Source organism: Mucilaginibacter sp. McL0603, from assembly GCF_049992945.1.
Lineage (GTDB): Bacteria > Bacteroidota > Bacteroidia > Sphingobacteriales > Sphingobacteriaceae > Mucilaginibacter.
Genome location: NZ_CP188251.1, coordinates 1357153 through 1381155, shown reverse-complemented (window position 1 = coordinate 1381155; position 24003 = coordinate 1357153). Strand labels below are relative to the sequence as shown.

21 protein-coding genes are annotated in these 24003 nt (G+C 41.5%); 7 read left to right on the top strand and 14 right to left on the bottom strand.

Annotated elements, in window-relative coordinates:
• Positions 1-46: 46 nt before the first annotated feature.
• The 7 genes from ACPPVU_RS06430 to ACPPVU_RS06400 all read right to left on the bottom strand — a co-directional run bounded on the left by ACPPVU_RS06430 (position 47) and on the right by ACPPVU_RS06400 (position 10649).
• Positions 47-1378 (bottom strand): TldD/PmbA family protein, encoded by a 1332-nt coding sequence (locus tag ACPPVU_RS06430; protein WP_426670862.1) that lies wholly within the window; start codon positions 1376-1378, stop codon positions 47-49.
• Position 1379: 1 nt separating this feature from the next.
• Positions 1380-3017 (bottom strand): TldD/PmbA family protein, encoded by a 1638-nt coding sequence (locus ACPPVU_RS06425; protein WP_426670861.1) that lies wholly within the window; start codon positions 3015-3017, stop codon positions 1380-1382.
• 70 nt (positions 3018-3087) lie between these two features.
• Entirely contained in the window at positions 3088-4887 is a 1800-nt protein-coding gene (locus tag ACPPVU_RS06420; RefSeq protein WP_426670860.1) for a hypothetical protein, read from the bottom strand.
• Complete coding sequence (locus ACPPVU_RS06415) at positions 4884-6995, bottom strand: hypothetical protein (protein WP_426670859.1); 2112 nt, start codon at positions 6993-6995, stop codon at positions 4884-4886. Before ACPPVU_RS06415 ends, ACPPVU_RS06420 begins: the two co-directional genes overlap by 4 nt.
• Positions 6988-8487: a BatA domain-containing protein gene (locus ACPPVU_RS06410; RefSeq protein ID WP_426670858.1), complete on the bottom strand. Its 1500-nt coding sequence runs from the start codon at positions 8485-8487 to the stop codon at positions 6988-6990. Before ACPPVU_RS06410 ends, ACPPVU_RS06415 begins: the two co-directional genes overlap by 8 nt.
• 122 nt (positions 8488-8609) lie before the next feature.
• The gene (locus ACPPVU_RS06405) at positions 8610-9512 is read right to left on the bottom strand and encodes a DUF58 domain-containing protein (protein WP_426670857.1); all 903 of its coding nucleotides are present in this window, start codon (positions 9510-9512) and stop codon (positions 8610-8612) included.
• A 141-nt stretch (positions 9513-9653) separates the two neighbouring features.
• Positions 9654-10649: an AAA family ATPase gene (locus ACPPVU_RS06400; protein ID WP_426670856.1), complete on the bottom strand. Its 996-nt coding sequence runs from the start codon at positions 10647-10649 to the stop codon at positions 9654-9656.
• 194 nt (positions 10650-10843) lie between these two features.
• On the opposite strand from ACPPVU_RS06400, the gene ACPPVU_RS06395 reads away from it, so the two are divergent.
• The 4 genes from ACPPVU_RS06395 to ACPPVU_RS06380 all read left to right on the top strand — a co-directional run bounded on the left by ACPPVU_RS06395 (position 10844) and on the right by ACPPVU_RS06380 (position 15191).
• Positions 10844-11443, top strand: coding sequence for a DUF4159 domain-containing protein (locus ACPPVU_RS06395; protein ID WP_426670855.1), 600 nt, complete (start codon positions 10844-10846; stop codon positions 11441-11443).
• A 17-nt stretch (positions 11444-11460) separates the two neighbouring features.
• Entirely contained in the window at positions 11461-12078 is a 618-nt protein-coding gene (locus tag ACPPVU_RS06390) for a hypothetical protein (RefSeq protein ID WP_426670854.1), read from the top strand.
• Positions 12079-12212: 134 nt separating this feature from the next.
• A complete protein-coding gene (locus ACPPVU_RS06385; RefSeq protein WP_426670853.1) occupies positions 12213-13847 on the top strand; it encodes a TldD/PmbA family protein in 1635 nt (544 codons plus the stop codon).
• 6 nt (positions 13848-13853) lie between these two features.
• Positions 13854-15191 carry a TldD/PmbA family protein gene (locus ACPPVU_RS06380; RefSeq protein WP_426670852.1) on the top strand — a complete coding sequence of 446 codons (1338 nt, stop codon included), beginning with the start codon at positions 13854-13856 and terminating at the stop codon, positions 15189-15191.
• Positions 15192-15270: 79 nt separating this feature from the next.
• Here the strand turns inward: ACPPVU_RS06380 and ACPPVU_RS06375 are convergent, their stop codons facing one another.
• The 6 genes from ACPPVU_RS06375 to ACPPVU_RS06350 all read right to left on the bottom strand — a co-directional run bounded on the left by ACPPVU_RS06375 (position 15271) and on the right by ACPPVU_RS06350 (position 20351).
• A complete protein-coding gene (locus ACPPVU_RS06375; protein ID WP_426670851.1) occupies positions 15271-15888 on the bottom strand; it encodes an RDD family protein in 618 nt (205 codons plus the stop codon).
• A gap of 85 nt (positions 15889-15973) precedes the next feature.
• Positions 15974-16969 (bottom strand): LiaI-LiaF-like domain-containing protein, encoded by a 996-nt coding sequence (locus ACPPVU_RS06370; RefSeq protein WP_426670850.1) that lies wholly within the window; start codon positions 16967-16969, stop codon positions 15974-15976.
• A gap of 25 nt (positions 16970-16994) precedes the next feature.
• The gene (locus tag ACPPVU_RS06365; protein WP_426670849.1) at positions 16995-17600 is read right to left on the bottom strand and encodes a PspC domain-containing protein; all 606 of its coding nucleotides are present in this window, start codon (positions 17598-17600) and stop codon (positions 16995-16997) included.
• Positions 17601-17691: 91 nt separating this feature from the next.
• The gene (locus tag ACPPVU_RS06360) at positions 17692-18396 is read right to left on the bottom strand and encodes an SDR family oxidoreductase (RefSeq protein ID WP_426670848.1); all 705 of its coding nucleotides are present in this window, start codon (positions 18394-18396) and stop codon (positions 17692-17694) included.
• 590 nt (positions 18397-18986) lie between these two features.
• On the bottom strand, positions 18987-19610 hold the full coding sequence (locus ACPPVU_RS06355; RefSeq protein ID WP_426670847.1) for a hypothetical protein: 624 nt from the start codon (positions 19608-19610) through the stop codon (positions 18987-18989).
• Between the two features lie 180 nt (positions 19611-19790).
• Positions 19791-20351: an outer membrane beta-barrel protein gene (locus ACPPVU_RS06350; RefSeq protein WP_426670846.1), complete on the bottom strand. Its 561-nt coding sequence runs from the start codon at positions 20349-20351 to the stop codon at positions 19791-19793.
• 209 nt (positions 20352-20560) lie between these two features.
• Here ACPPVU_RS06350 and ACPPVU_RS06345 point away from each other — a divergent pair, with 209 nt between their 5' ends.
• From ACPPVU_RS06345 to ACPPVU_RS06335, 3 genes are all read left to right on the top strand, one after another.
• A complete protein-coding gene (locus tag ACPPVU_RS06345; RefSeq protein WP_426670845.1) occupies positions 20561-21292 on the top strand; it encodes an MlaE family ABC transporter permease in 732 nt (243 codons plus the stop codon).
• Complete coding sequence (locus tag ACPPVU_RS06340; RefSeq protein ID WP_426670844.1) at positions 21289-22041, top strand: ABC transporter ATP-binding protein; 753 nt, start codon at positions 21289-21291, stop codon at positions 22039-22041. Before ACPPVU_RS06345 ends, ACPPVU_RS06340 begins: the two co-directional genes overlap by 4 nt.
• A 111-nt stretch (positions 22042-22152) precedes the next feature.
• On the top strand, positions 22153-23040 hold the full coding sequence (locus tag ACPPVU_RS06335) for a class I SAM-dependent methyltransferase (protein ID WP_426670843.1): 888 nt from the start codon (positions 22153-22155) through the stop codon (positions 23038-23040).
• Between the two features lie 9 nt (positions 23041-23049).
• Here ACPPVU_RS06335 and ACPPVU_RS06330 read toward each other — a convergent pair whose 3' ends face one another.
• Entirely contained in the window at positions 23050-23904 is an 855-nt protein-coding gene (locus ACPPVU_RS06330) for a pirin family protein (protein ID WP_426670842.1), read from the bottom strand.
• Positions 23905-24003: the final 99 nt, after the last annotated feature.

Genomic DNA, 24003 nt, shown 5'->3' with positions numbered 1-24003 from the left:
TAAGTCTCATCAAAATGCAAACTGCCAACTCAAAACTGCCAACTGATTAAACCGCGTCAGACAGCGAGCTAAACGTAAACTCCTTGATCTTCATCGGTGGTATCAAATAGCTCCGGTAGCTTTCTACACTGATGCTTCTTTCTGGCTTGCCCAAAGCTTCCACATTGTTGAGCATGATCACCGGACTTTCATTGAACCTGAAATTTTTGATCGGGAATTTGATCTGCCCATTTTCGATATAAAAAAGCCCGTCGCGTGTTAACCCGGTAAGCAACAGCGTTTGCGGATCAACCATGCGGATATACCACAGACGTGATACCAATATACCCTTTTCGGTACTTTTTATCATATCCTCAATAGTAGCATCACCACCTTCCATAATAATATTTGACGGGCCGGGAACCGGCTTCACGCCTTTCTTATCAGCCCAATAACGAGAATACGACAGGTTTTTAACCACACCTTTGTCAATCCAGGTAGTTTTTTCACGAGGCAAACCATCACCACCCCATGTTGATGAGGGTAGTTCAGGATTGAATGGATCAGAGTAAATAGTTACTTTCTCATCCATCAACTGCTCTCCCAAACGAGTGCCACCACCCTTTTTACTCAAAAAACTACGACCTTCTTCAGCACTGCGCGCATCAAAGCGGAACATATTCTCCAGCATGTAAGTTGCAGCTACAGGCTCCAGTATAACTGTATACTTACCGGGCTCAATGGCTTTTGCGCCTACTGAACCATTCGCTTTTCCGGCAGCAATTTTAGTTGCCGAGTAAGTATCCAGTTTGCTCACATCAGTAAAACCACGTGCTGCATAACCAGAAGCTGTTCCAGCCTCGTTACGTGTGGTAACGGAAAAAGTAACATCTGTACCCTTATTATAAGCAAATAGGCCTTTTGAGTTCATCACCGCATTAAAATCGGTCGAGTTTTCCAGGAAACCCGCTGCAGTTAGCTTTGCTTCTTTGGTAACTGATAAACTCTTCGCCACCATTTCAGCGCGACTGTCCGGCGTCATCGCAGCAGTATTTGTATTGTAAGTGATAGCTTCAGCAAAAGTCTGCGGACCAAGCATCGGCATATATTCCGGGTTTGGGGGTGCAAGCTGCGCCAATTCTTCCGAACGGCGAACCACACGTTCCAACGCAGCATCATCAAATTCATCAATGGTAGCTGTTCCGGCTTTTTTGCCAAAAACTGAAGTTACCGCCAGCCCCAGTGTACTGATATCCCCTGCGGTTGAAACTGCATTTAAAGCATACCGGATATTGCCGCCTTCGCTGCCATTTACGCTCACTTCACACTCATCCGCTTTTGAATAACTGAGCACTTTCTTCAATAAAGCCAGTGCTTCTTCTTTATTTAATATAGGCATCTTATCCGATCTTTCTTTTTGTGTTGATTACATTAACTCCTTTAAATAATGCGGTTGAAGCACCATGTGATACCGCGCTGGATTGGCTCGGCTGTCCCTTTCCGTCATTGAAAGCGCCACCCAACCTGTAGTCACGCTCATCGCAAACCTGTGCGCACGAGTTCCAGAACTCTTGTGTATTGGCCTGGTAAGCCACATCATTCAGCATACCGGCAATTTTTCCTTCTTTGATCTCGTAAAATAATTGTCCGCCAAACTGGAAGTTGTACCGCTGCTGATCGATTGAGAATGAACCATCACCAATAATGTAAATTCCTTTCTCTACATTTTTAATCATATCATCTACGCTTAAAGGCGTTTTTCCTGGCTGTAAAGACACATTTGGCATACGCTGGAATTGTACGTCCTGCCAGCTTTGTGCATAGCAGCATCCTTGTGATTCTTTTAGTCCGATGATATGCGCCTGATCGCGGATAGCCTGGTAATTAACCAATACGCCGTCTTTTATCAGGTCCCACTTTTTGCATTTTACACCTTCATCATCATAACCAACTGCGCCCAATGAACCAACTTGTGTTTTATCAGCCACAATATTTACCTCTTTACTGCCGAAATTAAATTTACCCGACTTCCATTTATCCAATGTCAGAAAGCTCGTTCCGGCAAAATTCGCCTCGTAACCCAAAACACGGTCAAGCTCTGTTGGGTGACCAACCGACTCATGTATCGTCAGCCACAAGTGACTTGGATCGAGCACTAGATCATATTTTCCGGGATCAACCGATTTAGCCGTGATCTTATCCTTCATCTGCTGTGTAGCAGATTTAATGTCTTCCAATATATCATACCGCTTTTTATACCGGGTAGTAATTCCGGCTACTTTTTCACTGTCGAGTGGTGTCAGGTATTCATATCCCATACCTACTGGTGAGCTTAATGAACGGCGAGTTTCAAAACCACCCGCGGCAGAATCGATCTTGGTCACATTAAACCCGGGCGAAATACGGTGAATATCCTGATCAATGTATGAGCCATCCGTGGAGGCAAAATACTTTTGTTCATTTACCGCAAACAAGGTGGAGTTAACAAAATTAGCACCTCCTTGCATAGCAATGGCATTAGCGTTTAGCAATAGATCAACCTTTTCTTTGATAGGCACTTCGAAAGCGCTTTTCTCTATCGGTGTTTTCCAGCTTACTTCGCCATAGCCTTTTTGCGGAGCTAGTTCTACAGGTGTACCGCCAATTTTGGCATTAGCTTTTGCTACAGCCACCGCTCTTTCTGCAGTTTTGGCAACACCTTCTTTGGTTACCACATTACTCGCGGCAAAGCCCCAGCAACCATTAGCTAATACCCTGATGCCGACACCGAACGATTCGGTGTTGACTACATTCAGCACCTTGTTTTCACGGGTGATGACAAACTGGTTAAGGTAGCGGCCTATACGGATATCGGCATAAGTTGCACCTTTAGCCTTGGCAGTGTTCAATGCCACATCAGCCAGTTCTTTTTTAGCTTTTACATCGATGCCATCCAGTAATTGCGATGGATCTATGGGGTTACCGAATGCTTTCAGGTCGGGCAGCATCAGTGCGCTTGCTCCAAGTCCTGATAAATAAATAAAATCTCGTCTTCTCATATTTTTTTAGCCTCACCTAAATCCTCTCCAAAGGAGAGGACTTTGTTTTGATGTTTGTTATTCATTACCGTTAAAGAACCCTCTCCTTTGGAGAGGGCAGGGTGAGGCTCTTCCGCTCCACCCACAAATATGTACACGCCATTAATAGCATCACATAAAAATAGATTTTCGGCACTTCAATTCGCACCTTTTTATGTATCGCTTTTGTTACAGAAGTATTAACTGCCTTAGCTATGGCATAAAAGCGGGTAGCTGATATTTTTTCGGATGCTTTTACTCCTTTCCAATTATCTTTTCCATAAACGTACCACCATGCAGATTTACCATTTTTTTGCAGGATAGAGTGCCAGCCTGTAGATGATGGCCAATAATTATTCCCCCACTCAAATGGGATATCCGGATTTTGAGAAGGAGCGATCATGGCGTTTTCGGCAGTGATCTGCAAAGGGGAAGATGAAGTTGCTAATTGCATCTGCACCGGTTCATTAACTGAAGGCAATTGTGAAGCAGCTGACCATTCCTCAGTTACCGGCACCTTACGTGCTGCATTACTAATCAACAGCGACCAAAATGCCGCATAATCATTTTTATCGCCGGCAAGTACCCAGTTATAAGTGTTGTTAACGGTTTTAAACAACAATCGCCCTGCCCCTGCCAACGAAGCATTAACTAATACGTGATTTTGTGCATCGGTAACCATATGCTGTGTGCCTGACTGGTATTTTATAAAAATTGGGTCGATCTTTAAAGCAACTGTTTTGTTTTTTTCACCTTTGATCATCAAAGGAGCAGGTGCATCTTTTACTTGCAGCTTTTCTACCGGGAAATCATTTTGCAACCATGATGAAGTCTTTGAAATCGTATCGGCACGGATGATCAGTCCCAATCCTTTTTGTGTGACCGCTTGTTTTAAAACAGCACTTTCTGATTTCAAAACCGACAGGTCTCCAATAACCACATCGAATTTATCCAGTAATGATTCACTCAAACGATCCATATTTACTGGCTGCATGTTTACATACTCACTGCTGAATTTATCCTTGGTGATGGCCGACCGCACTGCTACTGAAAATCCATTTTCAGACAGCCAGTTTTTGAGAAATCGCGTTTCAAAATCCGGTGCGGCCGAAAGCATCAATATTTTAAGTGGTTTTACTGGGTCGATCTCAACTGGCAAATTCTCGTTGGCCAGTGTATCGTTCCCGCTGATAACTTGTATGTGATACACTGCCCTCCCCTCGTTTTTGGGTACAGCACTTAATTCAAAATTCTGTTCGGATTTGGCTGGAATAATTACTGCATTAAGTTGTGTGCTCAACCCTTTCAGGATTAATTTAATCGGTTCCGATCTGTCATTTTTATATTTACCCTGAACTTTAAGCGTTTCTCCTGAATTTAATTTCTGGTTCCAGTTAATAGCTGTGATCCTTTCCGATAATGCTGATGGATGAAAAACTACAGACAAGCTATCTAACTGATCTAATTCATCTTTATTCAACCCATACCCAAGAACATGAAGCCGTGTTATTGCCGGACTATCAATTTTCAATTCATCCAACCGTATCAATTTCGCCTTTGGATATTTTTTGGCGATGGCTTTATCTGTAGTAAATAATTTGCTGTTTTTAAAACTACCCAGGCTATCGGCGACAAATCCATCTGTAAGTAAAACTGCACTATGATCGTCCTGAATGTTAATATCTTTTAGATAATGAATAGGGATCGCAATAAAACCAAACGCAATTACAGCCATTAATGCAGCCACAATACGCCATATCAAATGCTTCTTTACAGACCGGCTATATTCCTTCCAAACTGCAAAAACAGCAAGCGCACAACAAATGATCAAAACTAAAACTGTCCAGCTCATTTGTTATTAAGGTTTTTATAATAACCGTTTGAAAGACCCATATCTGCCGAATTTTGCATCGAAGCAGGAAGCGTTTTACCGGGTGGCAATACTCGTTGAATGGCTTTTTCAACCAAGCCGATATCATTACTTTTTGCATTGGTTGTTGAAAGTATACGATGCAGTGCACCCAACGCAGGCAGATAGATCTCAGGCTGTGCAGATGCCTTTTCACTCAATTGCTGATTAGCCAGTTGCAAAGTATGTCTGTCTGAATTACTCATTATAGAACTCGTCCTTAATTGCTCTAACACACTCACCGCGTTTTTAAGCACTTCAAACTGGTTGTCATCTGATTTTATATCCTGGTGCCCTACTGGCTGAATGATCTTATCCAGCTCGCCGGTCAAGCGTTTTTCCATTTTCAAGGGTGCAGGGTTATAGGCAGTTTTTGCCACGTACATCCGCGATTTTTGTTGCAGATCTTTCAACAGTCGTAATGCTTTATATTCAAAAGGGAGGGCCGCTTCAGGTTTGTACAAACGTAATTGCAATTCGGCTTTCCACATTTCGGTTAGCGTCGCTTTTAGTTGCGCCTTTACTCCCGGATCAAAAAACTGGGCATCTTCGGCATTGTCATGTTTGTCGGAATATTTATCCAGTACTACCGCCGCATTCCCATAATTTTTCGGGTCGGCAACTGCATCATTTTCCTCTTCTTTTGGGTTGATATCAGATTCAGACTCTTCGCCCAAAAATTTCCCATATCGCAAACGCAGCAACTTCTGATCGGTACCCAGGTCATTGCTCCTGGTATTAAAACTTTCTTTGCTGGTACTGTCTCGATCCCTTAGTAATTTCTCAGAATCCAATATGATCTGCCGCTCGCTCCTGAAAAACTCAGGCTTCACATTAACACCGCCTATCAGGCCATCCATGCTTAAAAGTTGGGCTGTATCCTGTAATGAAACGATATATACATCCGTCCTGCTTTGCTGGTTGTGATTATCCTGTGCCTGTACATAAAAATAGAGCTCGTCACCCGGCTCCATGTTTAATACGGGCAGGTTAACCAGTTTTTGCAGATCATAATGTTGATTTTGACCGCTGAATGAAGCCGAAAAATCAATTTTCTGCTCCTTAAATTTCACAGCTTCACCACTTCCTTTGGCTACGGTAGCATAAATAAAAGCATTGTTGATGCCATAATCATCATCAACCGAGGCACTGATGTTCACCCTTGGCGCTTCTCCGGCATCGATATAAGTATATTGCTGAGGCGTTTTGATATGGATCACCGGCGGATTATCTTTAATTATTTGCACCGGGTAAAGGTCAGACAGTTTACCATCGATGGACACCTGGTAAAACCCGGGCTTATCAATTATTTTTTGACCCCGATAAGTAGTATTCGTATTTTTTAAAATAATCTTCTGACCATCACTAAATACTAAATCAACCTGTTTTGCAGCCACATTTAAACCTAATTCCCAATTAACTGAACTACCTTCTTCTGCCTCAATCGTAAACCTATCCTGATCTCTTGAATGTTTCCGGGTATAAGTAGGTGGCGATATAGTCACATTAACCGAATTTATCTGCGGCAGTATTTCCTCTGGTAAAGTGCTTTTAGGGGAGTTTACGTTTGACGCTGGTTCAAGACTATCTTTCCAATGTCCGTGTAATTGAGTAACCTCCCAACCAAAAAAAGGAATGCACAACAAAAATAAAACACTGAACTTGAGCCGTTGCAGAAACTGCTTTTGTACGGCGGGGACATCTTCTAAAACCGCTTCTATTTTTGATAACTGTAGCCGCTCAAGCGGGTTTAGTTCTGACGGTTGCTTAAATACCAGTTCGCTGCTTTCTTCCAGTTCCGAATATTTTACGTTCAAGAATGAGGTGATCGTTTTGATATCTACCTTCCACCATTTTCTGATGGCGGTCATGCAACCAAAAAAGACCACAAAAAACAAAACCGACCACCACAAAGACAAGGAAAAAGCCGAATACGCAAAACAAGCGATCAATATGGCTAATCCGGCAGAAAAAAACACATCAGCCAGCACCTGGTAACCGATGTACCGGCGTTGCAACAGGCCTATTTTATCTATCCCCCGCTCAGCCATTTTTTAATATCTTTTTACCGGTTGATCTATGTGCAAACCAGCGCTCAGTCACAAAAACCGCCACTAACAATATCCAGAAATATCGCGTAAGATCAGTTTGCTCAATTATCTTACCTGTAGTGGCATGATCTTCATTATTAATAACGGGCATTAATTGCTTCGCATCCATAACCCTGCGATCATATTTTTCTTCCGATGTAGTTGGATTAACGATCAACTTCAACATCATTTTCGGAAAATCATTGCTCCAAACCAAATCGCTCCAGGAAGGATCAAAACGGCTATAAAAATGATACAGGTTGATTTGCTGTTGTTTTTCCAAGCTCAAAACCTGGTTGCCAAAACCGTCCTGCCATATTGCTTGTCCGCCATCATGTGTTAGTTCGATAGATTTATATAACCCAATTTTCGACTTCGATAACGATTCGTTTCCATCATTTATCCATGAATTGATATCATTCACCTTTCCCGTTTCATAAGTAAACAGGTTACCACAATTTTGTACTAATTGTTTAGCAGCTGGCTTATTAGACAACCAGAATATCCAGCTTTGATGAGCCGGTATCTGGCCCGCATCCGTATATTGTTTGATAACCGCCTTATGCTTTGTAAACTGAATAACCGACTCCAAAGCCGCCCTTATATACCCGGCATCAGGACTATTCCTATCAGCATAAATTGCAAAACGCCAGGTTGAGGTATCAACAGCAATTAAATTAGCATTTTTTAGGCTGACAGTCAACTTACCATTATCCGTACTAACAACAAAAGGCGTATTCCTTGGATTACCTGATTGCACAGCGTAATCCGTATAAAAAGTTCCGTTTGCCTTGCTGTTACCTTCTATTATATGGATATCATTATTATTAGTCAGCCACGCCTTTGCTATCCAACTGCTCGTTGAATCAGCAAGAGTATAGGTTTGCCAGTGCAAATTTAATGCTACTTCCGGCTTTTCATCTTTAAAATATGAAGCCTTGTTTGATGTAAATAAATACACGGGCAACGATGATGGGACTTGCCCATCCAGTTGTTGTACCAAAGTCCAATATGAAGCATTGGTATTGTGCTTAAAGCTTATCGTATCCGTCAAGGCCTTATTCAGATCAGCCTTTTCAAATCCTTGGTTAAAATAATGAAACTCATAGCCGGCTTTATTAAGCGAGTCGATCTCCGGCTTAAATTTTTGATAAGTTTCCTTCAGACTTTCCTTAGGTATCAGCACCCAACCCTTTAATTGTGATGTACTAATATGCCTTTGCCACGACGGCATCGCCAAAACAAAAGCAACCAAAGCCAGCAACAGGCAGCGAAGCAACAGCAATAGCAGGTCATGTAATTTAAGGCTCCGGCTGTTTTGGGACGCAGCAGTAATGAGCGATATACTACCTACTTTTAATGTTTTGCCCCTTTTAATATTCCACAGGTGTATCGCCACCGGGATGCCAAGCGCCGCCAGTGCAAATAACCATATGGAATTGAGCAGTATCATTAACCTCTCCTAAACGGCATAGCCTTCATGAACACCTTAAAAAAACAAATAATAATGTGAATAATCCTCTCCAAAGGAGAGGACTTTAATTGCATGTGTATAAATAATTAATAATATCTTATCTAAGCCCCTCTCCTTTGGAGAGGGGTTGGGGTGAGGCTACGCTGAACTAAAAAATCTCTTAGTGCCTCATCCAATGGCTGACCCATGCTGATCATCCTGTAAAATATCCGTTTCCCCAACAACTGCATTCTGATATCAGCCAAATGTTTTTCCAATGTTTCCTGGTATTCCTTTTTTGCCAGTTGGGTATTAATGGCGATGGTTTCACCGGTCTCCATATCCTGCAATGCGCCATATCCTTTAAAATCAAAATCTAACTCGTTTCGCCCCATTAAATGAAAAACAATGATCTCGTGTTTTAAAGCTGCTAATGAATCCAATAATCGGGTAATCTCACCATCAGCTTGATACATATCAGTTATAAAAACCAGTAGCTCTTTGCGCCCGGTACCTGCAAATAATTCTTTATAATGTACCGGCTGGGTGAATTTACCTGAAGGTTCAATTCTATCCAACTGGTAAAACAGTCTTTGCAAATGCTGCGGATCAGCTTTTGATGCCATTGAATACAATCCGCCATTAGCCAAAGTATACAACCCAACTGAATCGCCCTGCGTATTTGCCAGGTAAGCCAGCGAGGCTGTCAAAAATTTAGCGTAGTCTATTTTTTTAACCCCATTGTCATTGTGATTCATCGACGCGCTTGCATCGATCAGGAACCTGACGGAGATACTGGTCTCTATTTCTGACTCCCGGATATAATACCTGTCCGACCGCGCATACATTTTCCAATCGAGCCAGCGCAGATCGTCTCCAGGTTGATAACTACGATACTGGCTAAACTCCAGTCCCGGCCCCTTAACCGTACTTTTATTCAATCCATTCATAAAGCCATCAACAACCGTTTTCGCCAGTAAAGGCAAATTCTTAACGGTCATTAATACTTTAGGATCAAGTTGCATGATTTTTGATTTCGGATTACTTAATTGTCATTGCGATCCGCCAATAGGCGGAGAAGCAATCGCGAACTGTGCAATTATTAGACTTGCTTATTCGCCCTGCAAAGTTCGCGATTGCTTCGTTCCTCGCAATGACATGATTTATTATAGCGGGCTCGGCCGTTCTACCACCTTTATCAACTCCGCTGTCACCATATCCGACGAAATATTCTCAGCCTCAGCTTTAAAGTTAAGTAATATCCGGTGCCTCAAAACAGGTGCCGCCATCGCATGCAGATCCTCCATAATTACCGAATACCTTCCTTTGAGCAAAGCCCTTGCCTTGGCGGTCAGTATCAGTGCCTGCCCTGCCCGCGGGCCTGCGCCCCAGCGTACCCACTCTTTAATATAATCAACCGTAGTTGTATCTGGCCTTGTAGCACGTATCAACCCGCTCACATATTTTATTAAGTCTTCGCTGATGTTTACCTGTCTTACCAATGCCTGTGCCTGCAAAATTTCTTCCGCGCTGATCACCGTGTTAATATTTGCTTTTTGTGTTCCGGTTGTGCGGTTCAACACCTCAAACTCTTCTTCGCTTGTTGGGTAACCAATTTTCACCAGCAACAAAAAGCGGTCGAGCTGTGCCTCGGGTAATGGGTATGTTCCGGCTTGTTCTATCGGGTTTTGGGTAGCCAGGATAAAGAATGGCCTGTCCAACGGATAGGTTTGACCGCCGTAAGTCACCTCAAATTCCTGCATCGCCTCCAATAATGCCGACTGTGTTTTAGGCGGTGTCCGGTTGATCTCATCAGCCAAAATAATGTTGGCAAACAATGGCCCTTTATTGAATTTAAAAAAGCGCTTACCTGTGCTGTGATCTTCTTCCAGTATTTCAGTGCCGATAATGTCCGTCGGCATCAGATCCGGAGTAAACTGTATCCGCCTGAACGTAAGCTGCAACGCCTGCGACATGGTTTTTACCATCAGTGTCTTCGCCAGTCCTGGCACACCTTCCAGCAAACAATGCCCTCCCGCCAGGAAAGCTACCAGTAATTCGTCCAGCGTATGATCCTGTCCTACAATTACCTTTTGTATCTCGCTTTTTAGCTGCGGCAATTTGGCAAGCAATGTTTTTATGTCTTTTTCAGTCGGTTCCAATGCTGTATTATTATATGCTATTATTGAGCAACACAAGATATTACCCTTTTGCCTAATTACCATGCGTTTTGTCAAAAATCAAACAAAGTATCCAAAACTTTACAGCCATCACAAACAAATTAAGCTTCGCATAAAATTTTTGTACTACTTTTAAAGTTTTATAGAGGATGCCGTTCGCTTCAAAATTCACTTTCATGAGGTTCAGCTATCACTCGGGCGACTGGGATACTGATCAGCGCATGCCATCCAACTTGCTCAATTCTTTGCTCGAGTACACCACCATTCTCATTGACCCGCACGAAAAGGTGATACCGCTCAGCAGCAATGATATCTTTTCTTACCCGTTTGCCTACATCAGTGGTCATAAACTGGTACAATTTGATGCTCAGGAAAGAGCTAACTTCAAAAAGTACGTCCAAAACGGCGGATTTGTATTTGCCGACGATTGCAATCATGATATCGATGGTCTTTTTGCCAAATCATTCGAGGCTCAAATGACAGCTATTTTCGGTGCAGAAGCCTTAAAAAAGATCCCTAACCATCACGATGTCTATAACTCATTTTTCAAATTTGAGAAAGGCCCGCCAACAACTTCATTCGAACTAAATGGTTGGGGTGATGACCTGGTACATGAATACCTTAAAGCCATAGAAATTAATGGCCGTATAGCCGTTTTATACAGCAATAAAGATTACGGCTGCGAATGGGATTATGATTTCAGAAACAAGCGCTTTTTAGCCGAAGATAATACCAAGTTTGGTGTTAATATTATTATGTATGCGTTAAACTCCTAAGCCAGTAAACTAGTCTGATGCCTAATAAAATCACAATTTTTTGGAAATGGTTTGAAGACAACAACCATGCTTTTCTCTTCACAAATGAAGTCGATGAGAATATTAAAGAACAACTACTAAGTGATTTTTTGAAACAGCTTCATGACTACAACGATAAGTTATATTTTCAAATAGGTGGCTCACCGGGTGCAGATCAGGAGTTAATTATTACTGCAGAAGGGAATGTTGAACAATTTGAATCTGTCGAAAAATTAATAGCCGCTGCCCCGGCAATTCCCGATTGGAAATTTATTCCATTCATTCAACCATCAAACGAAGATAATTCTATAAATTTTGAGGGTGCAGAACTAACTCGAAGTGAATTATGGTTTATACCCCTTCAAAGTGCATCTGATCCATCTTCAATTGGCATTCGAATTTACGTGCCGAATTATGAAATTTTAAAAACCAACGATTGGTTAGATAATGCTGTTTATAAAATGCTGGATACGGTACTTGGAGAAAAATCATTTGCCTTAGATATTGATTACCTTGAGATTAAAGAACTAACCGATGATCTTGAAAAAGATGACATGATAGAACTTATAGATTTACCGAGATATATCACCTGGAAAAAGAAAAAACTTAATAGGTAACTTCGTTATTCTGATTTCATATTTATCGCATCCCCCCTAAAGGGGGATTTATTATTAACTACCTGGCTTTATTTTCATTAGGACTTTATATTATTGATGCCACTCCCTATATTTAGGAACTAATACTTACCGATTTGAAAAGAAAAGACTTCCTTTATCTTACGGGCATGGGGTTTGGTGCCACTGTGCTCAGCCGGATACCGGTTTTAGGTTCGCCCATACAGCATGGCCACCTATTACAGGGCGCGGATAACGCAATGAAAAAGAAAATGGCCGATGTGGCCCTAAATGCAGCCCGTTCAAAAGGCGCTACTTATACAGATGTGCGCATCGGTCGCTATTTAAACCAATATGTGGTTACCCGCGAAAATAAGGTTGAAAACCTTGTTGATACTGAATCATACGGCATGGGTATCCGGGTGATAGCCAATGGGTGCTGGGGCTTCGCTGCTACAGACAAACTAGATAACGACAGCATTGCCAAAGCAGCGCAAACAGCAGTAGCTATTGCTAAGGAGAATTCCCGCATACAATCCGAGCCGGTACAACTGGTTCCGCAAAAGGGCTACGGCGAAGTAAGCTGGAAAACACCTATCGAAAAGAACGGCTTTGAAGTGCCGATAAAAGAAAAAACCGATCTGCTGTTATCAGTAAACGATGCTGCTATGAAAGGCGGTGCCAATTACGTTAACTCGATCATCTTCCTTGTAAATGAGCAAAAATATTTTGCCTCGACTGATGGTTCATATATCGATCAGGATATACACCGCATCTGGCCAATATTTGCAGTAACCAAGATCGACCAAAAATCAGGCAAGTTTGAAACACGGCAATCATTAAGCGCACCACGTGGCATGGGCTATGAATACTTGACCCCACGCGAAAGCGATAAAATACATGGTGTAACTACGCTCTACCGCGATCGCTATGATATGCTGGAAGATGCCAAAGCAGCTGCCCCCCAGGTAGTCGAAAAAATGAATGCAAAATCAGTAGAAGCCGGAAAATATGACCTTGTACTGGATCCAAGCCACTTGTGGCTGACAATACATGAGTCTGTAGGCCACCCTTCTGAGCTTGACCGCGTTTTGGGTTACGAAGCCAATTTTGCGGGCACAAGCTTTTTGACATTGGATAAATGGAAGTCGGGTAAATTTAACTTCGGCAGCAAAAATGTAAATATCGTTGCTGATAAAACACAACCCGGCTCACTTGGTGCTGTTGGTTATGATGACGAAGGCGTTGAAGCTAAAAAATGGGATATTATAAAGGATGGTATCCTGGTAAATTATCAGGCAATCCGCGACCAGGCACATATCATCGGACTGAAGGAATCGCAGGGGTGTTGTTATGCTGATAGCTGGAGCGATGTTCAATTTCAGCGTATGCCTAATATCTCTCTGCAACCGGGGCAAACCCCACTGGTACCTGCCGACATGATCAAAAACGTAGAGAAAGGTATTTATATCGTTGGCGATAGTTCATTCTCTATCGATCAGCAACGATACAATTTTCAGTTCAGTGGTCAGCTTTATTATGAGATCAAAGACGGCAAAATTGCCGGCATGCTAAATGATGTGGCTTATCAATCAAACACCCAGGAATTCTGGAATTCATGTGCAGCCGTATGTGATAAGAGTGACTACCGTTTAGGCGGATCATTCTTTGATGGCAAGGGCCAGCCCGAGCAGGTGAGCGCCGTATCTCACGGTTCATCAACCTCATTGTTTAAAGGAGTTAACGTAATAAATACAAAAAGAAAAATCTAAAAACATATGGCTATTTTAAGCGAAGACGATTGCCGCGCATTACTAAAAAAAGCGCTCAGCTATTCAAAAGCCGATGAATGTGAAATAAATATCAACGGATCAGATGGCGGGAATTTACGCTATGCCCGTAACACGGTTTCTACCAGCGGCGCCATTAGCCAAACCAGCATGGCCATATCATCAGCCTTTGGCAAAAAGCTGGGCATTGTTACCACCAATGAATATGATGATGCCTCTATCGAAAAGGCCGTACGTTTATCAGAAGAGCTGGCTAAGTTTGCTCCTGAAAATCCTGAATTTGTATCTTTTTTAGGCCCACAGACTTATAGTCCGCGGTCAAAAACTTTCGACCAGGCAACTGCAGATATTACGCCAAAATTTCGTACCGATCGGGTTGGCGAGAGCTTACAAATCGCTAAAGACAATAAACTAACAGCCGCAGGATATTTGCAAAATAGTGCAGGATTTTCGTCCATGATGAACTCACATGGTTTATTTGCTTATAACACAACAACGGATGCCAGTTTTTCTATAACCCTCCGCACGGAGGATAGCCAAGGTTCAGGCTATTCTACAAAAGACTTTAATGAGATCAGCAAGCTGGATACTTTGGCTTTTACAAAAATAGCAGCACAAAAGGCTACCGGCTCTAAAGGCGCAAAAGCTATTGAACCCGGTAAATACACAGTGATTTTGGAACCGGCTGCGGGTATTGTACTATTGGAGCAGTTATATGGCGGTTTGGATGCACGTAGTGCCGATGAAGGTCGCAGTTTTTTAAGCAAACCAGGTGGCAAAACCAAATTGGGTGATAAACTGGTGGATGAAAGAGTAAACATTTATTCTGACCCATCAAACCCATCATTACCCACCAGTAGTTGGACTGGCGATGGCCGTCCGCAGGAAAAAACAAGCTGGATAGAAAAAGGCGTACTTAAAAACTTGCAGTATTCCCGCTATTGGGCACAGAAACAAGGCGTAAAGGCAGTACCCAGCCCGGATGGCGTGATTATGGACGGAACAGATATGTCTTTGGAGGATATGATAAAAGGAACCGAAAAGGGCATATTGGTAACCCGCCTATGGTATATCAGGCCTGTTGACCCGCAAACATTATTATTCACCGGGTTAACGCGCGATGGTACTTTTTATATCGAAAATGGCCAGATCAAATTCCCGATAAAAAATATGCGTTTCAACGAAAGCCCGGTGATCATGCTGAATAACCTGGATGCTTTGGGCAAAACAGAACGCGCAGTAAGCGGCGAATCGTTCCAAAGTGCACTGATCCCGCCTATGCGGATAAGGGACTTTACGTTTACTTCGCTGTCAGACGCGGTCTGAAGAAGTTGGCAGTTCTCTGTTGGCAGTTTGCAGTAATTATCAAGTAAAAAATGCAAACTGCCAACTAATAACTGCAAACTCAAAAAAGCCTGTCCTTCATCACCAAAGTCTCAGCCATCATATCGTGCAAGCATTGTTGTTTCTTATTGAAAAAGCTGATGAGGTAGCCTATAACGGTGATCAGAGAAAATATCTTGAACAAATTTCTTGTAATTGATCTGCCTAAACTGATTCTGTTACCTTCCAGGTCACATACTTTTATTTTGATGATTTGTTTGCCGTAGGTAGCCTGTTTTACGGAGCATTCCATCACAATATGATAAATAATTTTGGTTAGTGGAATTAATGCCAATATGCTTAAGGCAATGGCCAATCTCTCTGCTTTATCTTCAACAACTATTACTGTAATAAACGCCAATAGGATAAAAACACCGGAAACAAAGAACCAGTCGAGCGCTGAAGCCAGCCATCGCTGGTCAAACCCTGCAAAATATTGCGGTATTACTGATTGTTTATGAAAATGAAAAGCCTCCCGCAATTCAACAATTTCATGCGCTTCCTTGTAATCCACCATTTCGGGTGTTTTTACAAAGTCATCAAACTTAATACCTAATCCCTTTAATTGCTCTATACTGAAAGGGCCTTCGGGTTTACCGTTGATAACAAGAATATAACTATTGGGAGATTGCATCGGCATCAAAATTAGCTTAAAAAAACAAAGTTGTAATGCTGTAAGGCATAACCTTTCAACATTACAACTTTCAAACTTTACAACAAAAGACTTAGTATCTTTTTACTTCAAAACCCGAAAATCCACCGCTCAAATTAATGTATATTTTGTTTTTAGCTGCGCTGAATCCCGAGGTTTCGTAATTACCATCATTTGTCTTAATAAATCCATCAAAATCATTTGATGAGAACGCTGAAGATTTGGTAATACGGCATGCGGCATTTTGAGGTATACTAATATTAACATCGGCAGCCCCGGTTGAAACATTAACATTTGTAGTTGCCAATGGCTGACCAAGCTTTAAAGTAAATGATCCGGCTCCGCCATTCAGTTTAACATTTCTAACCTTGAACTTTGAAAGATCAAAATTAAGCTCAGTTGCACCGGCATCAACATTAACCTCCCATTCCGGGTTCTGGTTCAGTTTAATATCTACTTTATTTGCGTTGTTGCTATCGAAATTAAATCCCTCCTTGTGGTCTTTCATCTTAAAATCCACAACGTATACAGAGTCTTCCTGGTGAGGATTAAAAGTATATCCCCCAAAAACTTCTTTTGTGTTGGCGTTAAACAATTGATTGGTGGTATCATTTAAACTATAACTTGTAGCCCCCCCGCTGATATTAAGCCTTGCTACCCGCATAGTTGCTTTGTAAGGTTCATTAAAAACACTATTGCCTTCAACTTTGGTAAGCTTTCCACCATTGTCATTATCATCGTCATCATCACTATTGTCGTTACTGCTATTGTCGTTATCATCGCGATGATAATAATGAGAAGAATGTGGCCACCACCAGTTATACCTGTAGGTGAAATTTCCGAATATCAGTAGTGCAAAGCCCGCTACTACCACAGATATTTTTAAGATAGATGCCCAGGGCGACCTGTTATTGGCAAACACCAGGTTTACACCGGCAATTACTAAAAATATAGGCCAAAGGTGAAAAACATTGCTCCAGTGAAAATTTATATATCCAAAATTATTGAGCAGAAATATTGCACCGATCATCACCAGGATCATACCCGGTATTAATTTATCGTTTCTCATGATCTTAATTGTTTAAGTCTTTTAATTATACAGTTGGTGGGTTATCTGCCGGAGGATTAGCTTCGGATGTGTTCTCTTCGGCCGGTTTAGCATCAGTTGCAGTACCTTTGTCCCAACCTGCATTTTCCCATGGCTTTTTTCTTTCGCCCGAAAGCATCAGGGCACCGCCTACTACGATCAGGATGATTGGCCACAGCTGTTCAAAATCCCAGTCTGGCAGTATATCAAAATCGTTCAGCAGGATAGAACCGCCTATCAGGATCAGTATTACTCCAAAAATGATAGCTACCAATGATGTTGTGTTACGTGGCTGAGCCGGGAAAGGCTGATTTGGAAAAGGCTGATTTGAGAACGGATTACCTCCGAAAGGATTTCCACCGTATGGATTACTAATGTCTCCTGGGTTTTGTGGCGGAACCCTGTAGTCAACTGTTGGATCGATAAAGAAAGGCTTTTTAGGCAGCACGATCCAGAATATGATATAAATCAGGCCGCCACCACCATGAAATATAAGTGCCAGTACAAATACTACACGTACTATGGCAACATCTATATTGAAATATTCGGCGAGGCCGGCACAAACACCAGCAATCTTTTTGTGGTATTCGTCGCGATATAATTTCCTGTCCATTTTATTTTGTTGTTAAGTAAATTCTAAATCTGAAAATATTAAATTCTAAATTCTAACCTTTAAAAGCTTTCGCCTTTAAGCTTTCACCTCTCTATATCTGTCCGCCTACAGGCTTTATTATTATTTCGTCTACGTTTGCTCCGGCACTCATTTTATAAGTATTTATAATAGCCGATGCGATATCATCAGGCAACACAAACTTGTCCTTGTCAATGGTAGTGCCTTCCCATGAATTGGTTAATGTTGAACCCGGTATCACAGCCGTAACCTTCACATTATAAGGCATCATCTCCAGCCGCATTACTCTACTGAGACCCAACAGCGCAAATTTTGTTACACTATAAGTGCCTGCTTCAGCTATAGGGTTAATAGCTACTACTGAGCAGATTGTAAAAATATGTCCCTCACGTGCGGCCATCATCGTTTTACCAAAATAGCGGTATAAATGATAGGTAGGCATCAGGTTGGTATTCATTTGCTTTTCAAAGGCGCTATCACTTTCATCCAATATGCTTGAGGGGTCGAACATCCCCAGGTTGTTCACAACAATGCTGATGAAGCCCAGTTCCAGTTCGGCCGCAGCAGCAAACTGTAATAGCTGCTCTTTCACACTGCCATCTGCTACCTGGGTAAATACTTTTATCTGTGGATTGATCTGAAGTAGTTCCTTTTTAAAATCATCCAGGTCCTTAGCATTCCTTGAACAGACCGCCACGCTGATCCCTTCTTTAGCAAAGGCCATAGCGATGGATCTGCCCATTCCTTTAGTTGCACCGGTGATAAGCGCGTTTTTCATACAATATTTTTATTATCAGGTTTACTGTTGGCTTTCATGCTATACAAATCTAACTCTGATTGATATAGATTGAAGCTACGTTTTGGGCAAGTGTGGCAAATTTTCGGTAAACAGGGCAAAAAGAACGGTAAATATTTTACCGGATCATTTTCACAGCTAAATATTGAAGCTTTAGGTAACTTCAATTACACAAGAAATAAAATGATTCCATTTTTAAAAACTTACAAATGCTAACTTTTTAGAGGCCTTGTAGAATATACTCCCCGAAATTATTCGCATTTCCACGGTTTCAAAAAGTACAACATGGTTAAATGGCCATTATATGGCTTTTTTAAAAAGGGAATACTTGTTGTATTACACATTACAAGTTTATTAACCATAACCATTCAAAAAAATTAACCATGAACACTTCAACACTAATCGGAATAATCGTTTGCGGTACGCCGCTTGTATTAATCATCGTAACTGTAATCGCAAGAGGTAAAAAACTGTTTGATTAATAATATCCTGGTAGGTATTATCAATCAAGCTATAGAACATTCACTTTAGCTGTGATAATACCTACCAGAAACTGAATAGCTTTTTTTAATTTATTTTACCTGTGATAATTTACTTGCCACCTCTGCCAGGTAAATTGTTTGCCGGGGATCAACAGGCTGGATGTTTCCGATTACCAGGGTACTATTAACAATTTCAATAAGGAACTCATTCATCTTAATTTCTATCAATATGTTCCTGAAAGCTTTGGTCATTGCACGCGAAGCTTTCACTTTATCATCAGCTATCGCATTAATTTTCCTGCTGAAAGAGGGATCATCCTTAAAATGCATCTCGGTAGGATGCACCAGGTTCAGGATTTTGTCCACTATGGTTTCCCGACGGATAACCATCTTCCCAAAATCATTTCTTAATATTGCTGAAGCCCACACCTGGTATTTGTAGTAATCTATAGCCGGACCGCGTCCGTTTGGAATATTCGTCTTAACTTTAACAAATACGAGGTAACAGCCGCTTTCAGGATGATTAATTAAAAGCGTACCACCAACGCTGATATCATTGTAATTACCAAAAATATCAAATTGCTTTATATCAACGATATTATCCTCAGTAATGGCCACTTTAAATTTGGCTTTAAGTGCTGCATAAGTATCCTCAAGCGCCTGTACTTCATCGGCGTCGATATTAGTTATGTCAAATGGTAATTTCTCCATCATAAACGGGTGGTAACCCGTAAAAATAGTTAATTAATTAACATTCGAAAATTGGTAATAGTTCAGACCCGATAAACAATATGCGAACAGGACAGGGCTCCTTGGGAGCCACCTAATTGCATATTGCCTGGAAGCGATTATAAACAGAAAATATTTTATTGCGTTTGCCCTAATAACCGCGAGTTAGAAATTATACCCTATACCGAACTTAATCCCCGTTTCTACCAGATTATTTTGTGCGCCAAGGGCATGCCTGCAAAAGAATGGATTAGCAAAAACAGATACCGGACCAAAATTATATTTACCACCGATGCCTATCACAATACCAATACCCGACTGGTCATCGATAATTGAACTTGCAGAGTAGTTGGTTTCATGATCCAGTGTAAATCCCCATTGTGCAAAAACATATTTTAAGAAAGTTAGCTTGGCGTAAACAGGGACTGATAACATATTCAGTTTCTGGTCATAAGTTCCGCCGCGGGGGCCAATAGTGGTTAATTCGATGTTGTTAACTGAATACAAAAAACCGGTTTCCAGGGAAAACGACTTGGTTAAATTCCTCGTATAACTAAAGCCATACATCATTCCGCTTTTACTATTGTATCCGTAATCACCTATTGCACCATGGTTATCACCAACATCATTTGCAATACCATAAACTAAGGAGATATTATTTTTTGATTGTGAAAAGCAATTAATACTTAAAAATAGTAATGCGATAAGGAGTAGTTTGAACTTCATAAGGTAAAGGGCAAATAGTTAATGTGATAAATATATAATTAATATTCAGTACGATATCAGATATTGCATTGCTACAAGGGCAAACATTTTTATTATTCTTTTTATTCAACCAAAAAGATCTTACCTGTAATTTTTACCCGCTTATGAATAAGTGTTAAATACAACTCAAGGTTAAAAGATGTATTTTTAAACCGTTTTATCAATTTTAAATGTTTCATACTTTAGGACGATATATACTTTTACTCAAACTTAGTTTCAGAAAGCCCGAGAAATTCAGCGTCTATTGGGCCGAAGTAATGCGCGAAATGACCTCACAAGGCATTGGCTCATTGGGCATTATCTGCATCATTTCTGTATTTATAGGTGCAGTGGCAACTGTGCAGGTGGCCTTTCAATTAAACAGCCCGCTTGTGCCTCAAACTATTGCCGGCAGTATATCGCGCGACTCCACCATACTGGAGTTTAGCCCGACTATCTCAGCACTGGTATTGGCTGGACGCATTGGATCAAGTATCGCTTCACAAATTGGCACCATGCGTGTAACAGAACAGATAGATGCTTTAGAGATAATGGGAGTAAATACACCGGGCTACCTGATATCTCCCAAGGTAATTTCGGGCATTACAATGATCCCTTTGCTGACCATCATTTCAGTAGTATTAGGACTAAGCGGCGGCTATCTTGCCTGCATTGTTACGAGACAAATTTCTCCTACTGACTACCTTACAGGTCTGCATGATAGCTTTAACCCTATTATTGTTACTGTTTGTGCTGTTAAATCTTTCACCTTTGGGTTTATTATTACGTCCGTTTGTTCTTATTTTGGCTTTTATACGTCGGGTGGTGCACTTGAGGTTGGGCAATCGGCAACAAAGGGTGTCGTATTTAGCTGTATCTGGATCTTATTTGCTGACCTGATGATTTCAAGTATTCTATTATGATCGAGATAAAGAACATTCATAAAACTTTTGGTGATAATAAAGTACTGAACGGAATAACTGCGACATTTAAACCAGGTTTGAATAGCCTGATCATAGGCGGTTCCGGATCAGGCAAAACAACCTTGTTAAAATGTATTGTTGGCTTGCACGAACCTACTAAAGGCAGTGTATATTACGACGGGAAGTGCTTTACCAGCATGCACTTTAGCGAAAGGGTACATATCCGCAAGGAAATCGGCATGCTTTTTCAAAACTCAGCCCTTTTTGATTCAATGACCGTTGAGCAGAATATTATGTTCCCGCTTAACTTGTTTACGGATATGCCAAATGATGAAAAACTGGACAGGGCTAACTATTGCCTTAAAAAAGTGAATCTTGAAGGCAAGAATAAGCTATTCCCTTCTGAACTTTCTGGTGGAATGAAAAAAAGGGTGGGTATTGCACGCGCTATTTCCATGCAGCCAAAGTATCTGTTTGTTGATGAGCCTAACTCCGGGCTTGATCCGCAGACTTCTATCCTGATCGATAACCTGATCAATGAAATTACAGAAGAATTTAATACGACTACTGTTATTGTAACACATGATATGAATTCAGTAATGGGTATAGGCGATCATATTGTATTCCTAAACCAGGGCGAAAAATGGTGGGAAGGCTCAAAAGATCAAATTGCGCATACTGATAATAAAGAACTAAACGAATTTGTATTCGCCAGCAAATTTATGCGGGCAGCAAGAGCGAAGCTGTGATTTTTTTGAGTCAGGAAGACAGTAAAGTCAGTAAGTCTGAAAGAAAATCAATATTTATTAGTTAAATCTTCCGGACTTTCCGACTTTTGCTGACTTTCGGACTTAAAAGAGATGATCCAACTACTTACACCCACGCACTGGAAAGATTACGAGCTGATTGATTGCGGCGATTTTGAGAAGCTGGAACGTTTTGGCAATTTGACAATTATCCGCCCCGAACCACAGGCGGTTTGGAGTAAGCAGTTGCCACAATCTGAATGGCAAAAATTACATCATATCAAATTTAAAGGTCGCTCTGCCACATCAGGCGAATGGTTGAAAAAGACCAATACTATTCCCGACCGCTGGCATATCGAATATAAAAATGATGAGGTTGCTATCAAATTCAGACTGGCGCTAACCTCCTTTAAACACGTTGGTATTTTCCCGGAGCAGGCTGTTAACTGGGATTATTCCTCACAGATCATCAAGAAATTCAAGACGCCTGAACCCAAAGTGCTTAACTTATTTGCTTATACAGGGGGCGCTTCATTAGCAGCACAGGCTGCCGGTGCAGATACTACACATGTCGATTCGATCAAACAGGTAGTTACCTGGGCAAGCGAGAACCAGGATCTATCCGGACTAAGTAATATCCGCTGGGTAGTAGAGGATGCTTTAAAGTTTGTGAAGCGCGAGGTAAAACGTGGTAAAAAATATAATGGCATTATCCTCGATCCTCCCGCATACGGACACGGCCCTAACGGAGAAAAATGGAAGCTGGAAGATCACATCAACGAAATGATGAGTGATGTGGTACAATTGCTTGACCCCGAAGAGCATTTCCTTATTCTAAATGCCTATTCGCTTGGCTTTTCATCAGTCATAATTGAGAACCTGATCAAAAGCGCCCATCCAAAAGTACAAAACCTGGAAACCGGTGAGCTTTACTTACAAGCTACATCTGGTATCAAACTGCCTCTGGGCGTGTTTGGGAAGTTTTCAACTGTGCGCCTGTAAACAAAACCGTTAAAAATCCAGCGTACCAAAAACCCCGTTTTGATAATCAGCAATCGCTTGTTCGATCTCTCCGGGGGTATTCATCACAAAATTGTCTTTTGCTGCAACAGGTTCATCTATAGGTTCGGCCGACAGGAATAATATTTCGGCATCTTCTTCAGCAGTCAAAATGATCTCTTCATTTTCTTTTTCAAAAACAACCAGGTTATATTGCTTTATTGTTTCCTGGTTGATGCATACACTGCCTTTAGCCACATACAATAGTGTCCAGTAACCAGGCTTAGCCATAAACTGCACCTGTTTGCTTTTTTTGATGCTGCCAATGATAGAGGTAACAGGAGTAAAACTTTCCATAGGCCCTGTTTTGCCGTCATATATTCCGCTGGCAAGATGAAGATCAACACCCTCCTGCTGTAATACCTGCGGCTGCTCATTTTTTGTTGCCGATTGATAGGAGGGCTCATCCCATTTATGCACTTTAGGCACATTTACCCATAGCTGAAGCAGCTCCTGCGTTCCCCCTTTTTGTAAGAGGCCCGCAGTTGGTCCTTCGCTATGCAAAATACCCTTCCCTGCAAACATCCATTGTACATCACCGGCTTTTACTACCCCATTGTGCCCTGCACTATCCTTGTGATAGCCTTCGCCCTGCAACTGGAAAGTAACCGGCGCAAAGCCCCTGTGCGGGTGCGGGTGTATCCTCAACTCCTGTCCCGGTGCAATAACTGTTGGCACCAGATGGTGCAGCACAATAAATGGATTGGCAAACCTGAAGTCGCTGTGAGGCAATGACTGCCTCACAGTATCTTCTTTGGTAATTTGTTTTTCCCGGCCTTCAAGGATATGTGCGATTCTCTTTTTCATAACAATGTTTAACATAAGTTTAGCCTCACCTGAATCCTCTCCAAAGGAGAGGACTTTGATGAGCACATGGATGATTTAAGCCCTTCTACTTTGGAGAAG